Source organism: Faecalitalea cylindroides (genome assembly GCF_028321995.1).
Taxonomy (GTDB): Bacteria; Bacillota_I; Bacilli_A; order Erysipelotrichales; family Erysipelotrichaceae; genus Faecalitalea; species Faecalitalea cylindroides.
The window spans coordinates 1-7,557 of the sequence record NZ_JAQLXG010000025.1; the positions used below are offsets into that span (position 1 = coordinate 1).

The window sequence follows — 7,557 nt, forward strand, 5'->3', positions numbered from 1 at the left end:
GATTAAGTGGTTCTCTAGATTGGAATAAGTGGCTCTATTTTGTCGGATTAGATGGCTCCGCCACTTTGGAATATTCATTATTGTTGCATTTCACGGGACTACTACTATTCGAACTCGACTCCTACATCCTATTTTCGTTTTATTGGTTAATCTTTCTTCAATTTCATCAATATGATACCCTTCTCCTAATGATTTTAGACAGATTGGTTCATTACAATATGTGTACAATATACGTTGTCACATAAAATGAAATCAATTGAATTATTGCAGAATGAAGGAGTATTACTTTTTTTAGACCACGAAAAGCTTTTAAATCAGTATTATCTTGTTGCTGTCTCGTCGTTACTCTTTGATATTTTTCATAACAATAAAAATATATCTCGAACCAATTGACAAGTAAACTTGGCAACAATATAATAAAATTGAAAAGAAAACTTGGCATAAAAGGAGTCTATTATGAACAAAGAAGAAATACTAAAAAAAAGTAGAGAAGAAAATCGTCACGGAGATGAATTAGAAAAGACAAAAAAAGAAACGGCACTTAATACCGGATATTTTATTGCATCCTTATTTTTATCATTATTAGCTATATCTTGTTATTTAGGCATTACAAATGGAAATATCATCATTTTTTCAAAGAGAATTGATTTAGCAGATGTGCTATGGTTCATTATCTTTTTATCAAGTGCAATAGAATACGGCACTAAATATGTTTATCTGAAACAAAAAAGAGATTTGTTTATTATGATATTTTGGTTACTTGGTCTAGCTGGATGTCTTATGTCTATAGCGAAATCATAGTCAATGTAAGTCTGAATAATCTATTATTAACAAATAAATATGAAATAAATAGAATGTCTAATATGAATCATTAACAAAATCATTGGTATAATTGATAACAAAACATTTCAAATTTATGAAAAAGTATACTTGTCAACAATATTTATTGTTGAACAAAGAAGGTATATTGAAAAAAACTTTCATGAAAATGATATTTCAGATAAGCGGACAAAATATTTTGGCCTAAAAGGAGCTAATTTTATTATTGGTGTATCGGTTTCTTATGAATTATACTTTCTAGAGTATTGAAACTAGATGACACACTCAGTACGTCATAGGACTGTTCGTTACAGTTGCCTATTTTTATGATTTTCGTTTCAATCTATGCTGAATCATACAAGAACCGTTATTTTCTTTCTAGCTAAATTTCTAATTGTAACAGTATTTAATTTTAAAATTCATTCTTAAAATATATAAACGAATAAATCAATGGTGCTATATAGGTATAAAAAAATTAAATTAAACTAGGAGGGTCTAATAATGAAAAAAGAAGAGATATTACAAAAAAGTCGACTTGAAAACAAAAATGGTGATGAAAGACAACATTTTTTAGCAGAGCAATCATATACAATTAGTTTTGCGATATTAGCTGCAGTATTATTGGTGATATCTATATTATCACGTTTTAACTTCATAACAGGTACCATTCATATTGCGAAAGCTAGTTATACACTATATGAATTTACATTATTCTTATTATTAATATTTGGAATTGTATTTGGGATCTCTCGCTTTTTATTACTAAAAAACAAGTACTCTTTAATTTGGGTGTTTATTTGTTTAGTAGGTTTCTTTATGTTGTTTTGTGGTGTATATGGCTATGCAGGATGAGTTAATCTTAAAAAATAATTTAAAAGAAGTCCGAAAAGAAAAAAAACTATCTCAATCTGCATTGGCAGAGATGATAGGTGTGTCTCGTAATACTATTAGTTCCATTGAAACAGGACAATTTAATCCAACTGCTAAACTAGCACTGATTCTGTGTATCGCACTTGATAAAAAGTTTGAAGATTTGTTTTATTTTTAAATAATTAAAGAAAGAGATTATTTTAGCTTAACTATAAGCATCGTATTAATATGTTGGAAGTACAGGAGGTTTTTTCTTAAAATGATTATAAAAATTAGTGATTCAAACATTAGTGTATTTTTTTTAGATTGTTTTCGATTCCAAGTTTGTGGAAATGAATATAATGTGTTATTAAATAAAAGAGATATTGATTTGTATCATTATGAAATTTGGAAAAAAGATGGCGATAATTTAGTTTTTGTAGATGATGTATTTCTTTCGTTGGATAAATTTAGGGAATATTATTTTGCGGATGAAAGATCAACAAATTTTAAAATAATAAATGAATTGATAATTCCAACGATAATTAAAAACGATAATTAAATAAAAATAGTTTATATTAACTAATACAAAAGTATATCTACCAAATGGGAATTATCTATGATAAGTTCCCATTTTTTTGTATAAACGTAAGGATATGTCGCATTCACTTATTAATAGAATTAAATCAATACAATATTCCAATGCAAATATTTCATATGTGCATCTTATTATGATATAAAATTAATAATTAAACAGATTGAAACTATATAGAACTAATTACTAGCTTTACTAGAAATACATTGATTTAAATATGAGACAGAGTCCTTTACTTATATTTTGTATTTTAGTATGAATAAAGATAAATCTATTTTATTTAAATCAACCATTCCTTTTACAATGTCTTTTTAATACGATAATATGCATATCTCTAAATGCACCCATATGTTTTTTGTATATGAAATTTATTACATCATCATGTTGCTTTTGTCATTAAAAAAGAGTTTAAAAGTAAGCTCTTAAAATAAGTCTTTTGAGCATACAACTTTATTTTTTCTCAATATCTAAAAATTATAATACTGAAAGTTTTAATATAATCATACAAAAAAGGTCGTAATTTTACGGCCTTTTTATCATTAAGTAAGTGTTTATTTTTCTTTTGGTTTTGGTAATATTAAGTTAAGTATAATTGCGGTAATGGTCGCAAGAACTACTGGAGACTTACCAAATACAGTTGTTACCCATAATGGGAATGTTTCTAATGAAGCGGAAGCTTGCGTAACACCCATTCCAAGTGCAACCGCAAGACCTACGATTGATGTATTACGATAATCCAAAGGTTGAGATGCAATTAGCTTCATACCTGTCATCGCAATTGAAGCAAATACTGAGATCGTAGCACCACCTAAAACACATTGAGGAATTGTTGTTAGTAACGCTGAGATAACCGGTACAAAACCAGCAATCAATATAATACAAGCAGCAAGTCCTAATACGCAACGGTTTACGACTTTAGTTGTCGCAACGATACCAACATTCTGTGAGAAAGTTGCTGTTGGAAGACCACCAAAGAAAGATCCAAGAATGTTAGTTATACCATAGGCAACGATTCCGCCCTGTAATTCATCATCAGTAGGTTGACGATCAAGACCACCAGATGTTGTTGCAGAAAAATCCCCTATAGCTTGAATCGAATTAATTGTGAATAAAATAATAAATGTTAAAATGGCAGAGAATTCGAATTTCATACCAAAATGCATAAATTGAGGTACCTGGAACATTGAAGCTTGTGTAACGGATGAAAAATCAATCATGCCAAAACATGCTGCAATGATATATCCGGCAATGATACCGATTAAAATTGAAGATAGTTTCCAAATTCCCTTTGCAAAATGGTTTAATCCAGTTACGATTGCAAGAACAATAAAGGCTATTAACCAATTCTGCCATGAACCATAATTTGCTGAAGAAGCACCTCCAGCCATATAATTTACGGCTGTAGGATACAGTGACAATCCTATGGTAAATACAACAGTCCCTGTTACGATTGGCGGGAATAATTTACGCAATTTTTTAATAAAGATTCCAACCAAGATAGCTGCAATACCACCAATAAGCTGAGCTCCCAATATTGTCGCAATATCATAGGTGCCGGCAATTGCCTGCATGCTTGGAAGATACGCAAAGCTTACCCCCATGATCACAGGAAGTCCAGATCCAATCTTGCGACCAATTGGAAACAATTGGATCAATGTTGAGATACCGGCAATGACCAAGGCTGCTTGCACAAAAATAACTTGATCATGGACACCAAGTCCTGCAACTTGTGAAATGATGATGGCTGGAGTTACACAACCAACGATCATCGCAACAACATGCTGTAATGCTAATGGAAATGCTTCTTTAAGCGATGGAATCCCATTTAGCTCAAAAACGGATGCTTTTTCATTTTTTGTCTTCATAATCTCTCCTCTTTCTCGTTTGATACTCAATACAGTTTAAGGTAATCTCAGATTTTTAGATTTTTTATCCTTCCCTTCTCTATTCTCTAATCTGTCCATTTCCTTTGATAATATATTTATATGTACACAATTCTTCCAGTCCCATAGGACCTCTTGCGTGAAGTTTCTGAGTACTGATTCCCATTTCACATCCTAGACCAAAAACGCCTCCATCTGTAAAACGTGTACTCGCATTAATATAAACGGCCGCACTATCGATCGTACTGGAAAATTTGGTTTGTGCTTGTTCATTTTCAGAAATGATCGCATCACTATGATGTGTTGAGTGTACTTGAATATGTTCTATAGCTTCCTCAATAGAATCCACTACTTTAATAGCTAATATATAATCTAAAAATTCAGTATCAAAATCCTCATCGGTTGCTAGTGTTCCATCAATAATTTGATGAGCAATTGGATCCAAACGTAATTCAACAGGTATTTTATCTTGAGCTTTTCTCTGTTCTACCAATACTTCTTTAAGCTTTGGTAAGAAATCCTGGGCAATATCTTTATGGACAAGACAAACTTCTTCTGCATTGCAAACACTTGGTCTTTGTGTCTTTGCATTTTCGATGATTTTGACTGCCTTATCTAAATTGGCATCTTTATCTACATAGATATGACAAATACCAGTACCGGTTTCAATACATGGAACGGTCGCATTTTGAATGACAGATTGAATCAAACCTTTTCCTCCGCGAGGAATCAAAAGATCGACATATCCGTTTGCCTTCATAAGATCATAAGAACTCTGTCGTGTTGTATCTTCAATCAAATGTATGCGATTTTTACTCATACCAACATTTTCAAGCCCTTCCTGCAAAGCTTTTACGATCGCATTCGCGCTGTTCCAAGCTTCTTTTCCGCTTCGAAGGATACATACACTTCCCGCCTTGATGGTTAAAGCAGCTGCATCGCTTGTAACGTTTGGACGACTTTCATAGATTATGGCTATTACTCCCATTGGTACGGAAATCTTATTCACAATAAGTCCATTCTCTAATGTATGGGTAGAGAGAATTCTTCCAGTTGGATCTGGTAATTTAGACACATCTAAGATTCCCTTAGCCATATCTTTTATTCTGGATGCATCTAGATACAAACGATCGAGCATAACTTCTGAAATCTTATTTTTGGCATTTTCAATGTCGATTTTATTCTTCGATAAAATGTCATATGTATGATCAATTAAAGCTTTTGCCATTGCTCTCAAGGCAGTGTTTTTTTCTTCTGTTGAGTAAGGAGCTTTATTGCTTTCACGTTTTGCTTGAATCAATATCTCTTGTGTATTCATGATTTCACTGCCTTTCCCATAAAGTATGTTCCAATTCGTTTCCCTTCCAGAATATCATAAAGGTTTTCAGGTTTTGAACCATGGCAGATGATCATATCGATACCATGATCTGTAACGATCTTGGCTGCCTGCAGCTTGGTAACCATACCACCAGTACCTAACATAGATCCTTTATCTTTTCCTAGATGCATGATATCTTCATCCAAGTTTTGTACGATTGGAATTAATTTGGCATCTTTATTTTGATGCGGATCATCTGTATATAGACCTTCGATATCACTTAAAAGGATCAATAAATCAGCTTTTATGCAACAAGATACAATAGCACCTAGTGTATCATTATCACCAACGGAAATCTCACTGGTAGAAATCGTATCATTTTCATTAACGATTGGTAAGGCATTTAGTTCTAATAAACGGTATAAGGTATTTTGAAAATTTACTCTTCTTGATTCTTGCTCGACATCTTCTTTTGTCAATAAGATCTGGGCAACCGTATGATTATACTCACTAAATAGCTTATCATATGTATACATCAATTCACATTGTCCAATCGCTGCGGCCGCCTGTTTTGTTGGCATATCATTAGGACGCTTGGCTAACATTAATTTTCCGACACCCATTCCAATTGCACCGCTGGAAACAAGAATAATCTCGTGTCCACTATTTTTAAGATCACTAAGTACTTTTACTAATTTTTCAATATGACGGATATTCAACCTGCCTGTTTCATGGGCAAGGGTTGATGTTCCTACTTTAACAACAATTCGCATAATCAATCTCCTAGCTAATATGAAATTTCAAATGTAGTCGTACTTCCAAAGCTATTGGAGATCAAATTGATCGTGAATACATTTGTATCTTTGTCTGAAAAATCGATTCCAACATTTTCAAAAGTGAATTCAATATTACATGTCATTTTCTTTTGTGGTTCAAGAAAATAAACGATATATCCTGTGGCTGTTCCTTCATAATCTTCTGTCTTTGGAGCAAGTCCATCGTTTGAAAAGTCAATCTTTTTATAATCCTCTAAAGACATGCCAGAGAAATCTCCTTTATCACTATATTGAGTGAGATCAAGACCATTTAAGATACCATGCGGTTCTAGATATGGAATTACAATATTGTGATCGGTTTTATTTATATACGTGATTTGAAGATTTGAAAGCTTTGTGGTTCCGTTTGAAAAATCAGCTTTTGTTTTTGATGCATCTACTTCGATTGCCATGGCTCTATCTTCAAATAAAGTGAATTTTTCTTTTCCCTGCTCTTGAATTTGTGTATTATCGGCTTCTCTTACATCAGCTGCATTAAAGGATAAGAAATCCTCAGTTTTAGGAAAATAGAAACCAATATCTTTTTGATTATTATTTGGGAAACCTACATATCCATAAACATAGGTTGATTCATTACTGGCAATGGTACTTGATGGTGTAGACATATAGCGATCGATCGCATTGATATTTTCATCTTTATCATCGGTCAATGAATAAGATAAAAGTGAGGTATCATAACTAGAATCAGAGTTATTTTCGATGATGGCCATATAGTAATAGTATATTGAATTCGATTCTTTATTTTGGATCTTCATAACATCTTCCAATCGAAAAATAACGTCTTCTTTAAGCGTAACAGACGTATTTTTTGAACACCCACAAAGACCTAAGAATAAAAAAAGACTTGTAATGACAGAAATAATTTTTTTCATATGAATCCAACTCCAATACTCTTTATAAAATGTATCAAAAATATGCCTACTATGCAAACAAAAAAAAAACCAGGCGACAATGAATGTCATCTGGTCATATTATTATTTCCCCATTTCATTCATACTGATCGCAGAGAAGCTCAGAGATTCAAGCACCTTGATCAGCGCGTTGGCCGTATCCAGGCTCGTCATGCAGGAGATATTGTTCTCCGCCGATACCCTTCGGATCAAGAAGCCGTCCGCTCTGGTATTCTCCTTGCTGGACATCGTGTTGATCACGAAGTTCACCCTTCCGTTGCGGATGATGCCCACCACGTTGTTCTTCTCGCCCTCTTCGATCTTGCTGGCTCTATGTACATACAGTCCTTCCTTCTCGAACAGGTCC

At 32.9% G+C, this 7,557-nt stretch carries 9 protein-coding genes; 4 read left to right on the forward strand and 5 right to left on the reverse strand.

Annotated features, from left to right (window positions below; translation table 11 throughout):
• Window positions 1-456: 456 nt before the first annotated feature.
• The 4 genes from PND65_RS09335 to PND65_RS09350 all read left to right on the forward strand — a co-directional run bounded on the left by PND65_RS09335 (window position 457) and on the right by PND65_RS09350 (window position 2,230).
• Window positions 457-801 (forward strand): DUF6442 family protein, encoded by a 345-nt coding sequence (locus tag PND65_RS09335; protein WP_271991809.1) that lies wholly within the window; start codon window positions 457-459, stop codon window positions 799-801.
• Between the two features lie 519 nt (window positions 802-1,320).
• Window positions 1,321-1,671, forward strand: coding sequence for a DUF6442 family protein (locus PND65_RS09340; RefSeq protein WP_195191509.1), 351 nt, complete (start codon window positions 1,321-1,323; stop codon window positions 1,669-1,671).
• Entirely contained in the window at window positions 1,661-1,867 is a 207-nt protein-coding gene (locus tag PND65_RS09345) for a helix-turn-helix transcriptional regulator (protein WP_087158295.1), read from the forward strand. Before PND65_RS09340 ends, PND65_RS09345 begins: the two co-directional genes overlap by 11 nt.
• Before the next feature lie 81 nt (window positions 1,868-1,948).
• A complete protein-coding gene (locus tag PND65_RS09350; protein WP_195191510.1) occupies window positions 1,949-2,230 on the forward strand; it encodes a hypothetical protein in 282 nt (93 codons plus the stop codon).
• Window positions 2,231-2,814: 584 nt separating this feature from the next.
• Here the strand turns inward: PND65_RS09350 and PND65_RS09355 are convergent.
• From PND65_RS09355 to PND65_RS09375, 5 genes are all read right to left on the reverse strand, one after another.
• A complete protein-coding gene (locus PND65_RS09355) occupies window positions 2,815-4,128 on the reverse strand; it encodes a uracil-xanthine permease family protein (RefSeq protein WP_271991811.1) in 1,314 nt (437 codons plus the stop codon).
• Between the two features lie 79 nt (window positions 4,129-4,207).
• Window positions 4,208-5,464, reverse strand: coding sequence for a glutamate-5-semialdehyde dehydrogenase (locus PND65_RS09360; protein ID WP_271991813.1), 1,257 nt, complete (start codon window positions 5,462-5,464; stop codon window positions 4,208-4,210).
• Window positions 5,461-6,237, reverse strand: coding sequence for a glutamate 5-kinase (proB, locus tag PND65_RS09365; protein WP_015535225.1), 777 nt, complete (start codon window positions 6,235-6,237; stop codon window positions 5,461-5,463). The genes PND65_RS09360 and proB overlap by 4 nt, the downstream gene beginning before the upstream one ends.
• Before the next feature lie 14 nt (window positions 6,238-6,251).
• The gene (locus PND65_RS09370) at window positions 6,252-7,172 is read right to left on the reverse strand and encodes a hypothetical protein (RefSeq protein ID WP_271991815.1); all 921 of its coding nucleotides are present in this window, start codon (window positions 7,170-7,172) and stop codon (window positions 6,252-6,254) included.
• Window positions 7,173-7,274: 102 nt separating this feature from the next.
• Window positions 7,275-7,557, reverse strand: a 283-nt coding sequence (locus PND65_RS09375; RefSeq protein WP_271991817.1) for a hypothetical protein, incomplete at its 5' end; no start/stop codon positions are given.

Bases quoted from the DNA above. Each gene is read 5' to 3' on its own strand.
- PND65_RS09350 (WP_195191510.1), top strand. From the start codon at position 1,949: ATGATTATAAAAATTAGTGATTCAAACATTAGTGTATTTTTTTTAGAT.
- PND65_RS09370 (WP_271991815.1), bottom strand. From the start codon at position 7,172: ATGAAAAAAATTATTTCTGTCATTACAAGTCTTTTTTTATTCTTAGGT.
- PND65_RS09340 (WP_195191509.1), top strand. From the start codon at position 1,321: ATGAAAAAAGAAGAGATATTACAAAAAAGTCGACTTGAAAACAAAAAT.
- PND65_RS09355 (WP_271991811.1), bottom strand. From the start codon at position 4,128: ATGAAGACAAAAAATGAAAAAGCATCCGTTTTTGAGCTAAATGGGATT.
- PND65_RS09345 (WP_087158295.1), top strand. From the start codon at position 1,661: ATGCAGGATGAGTTAATCTTAAAAAATAATTTAAAAGAAGTCCGAAAA.
- PND65_RS09335 (WP_271991809.1), top strand. From the start codon at position 457: ATGAACAAAGAAGAAATACTAAAAAAAAGTAGAGAAGAAAATCGTCAC.
- PND65_RS09360 (WP_271991813.1), bottom strand. From the start codon at position 5,464: ATGAATACACAAGAGATATTGATTCAAGCAAAACGTGAAAGCAATAAA.
- proB (WP_015535225.1), bottom strand. From the start codon at position 6,237: ATGCGAATTGTTGTTAAAGTAGGAACATCAACCCTTGCCCATGAAACA.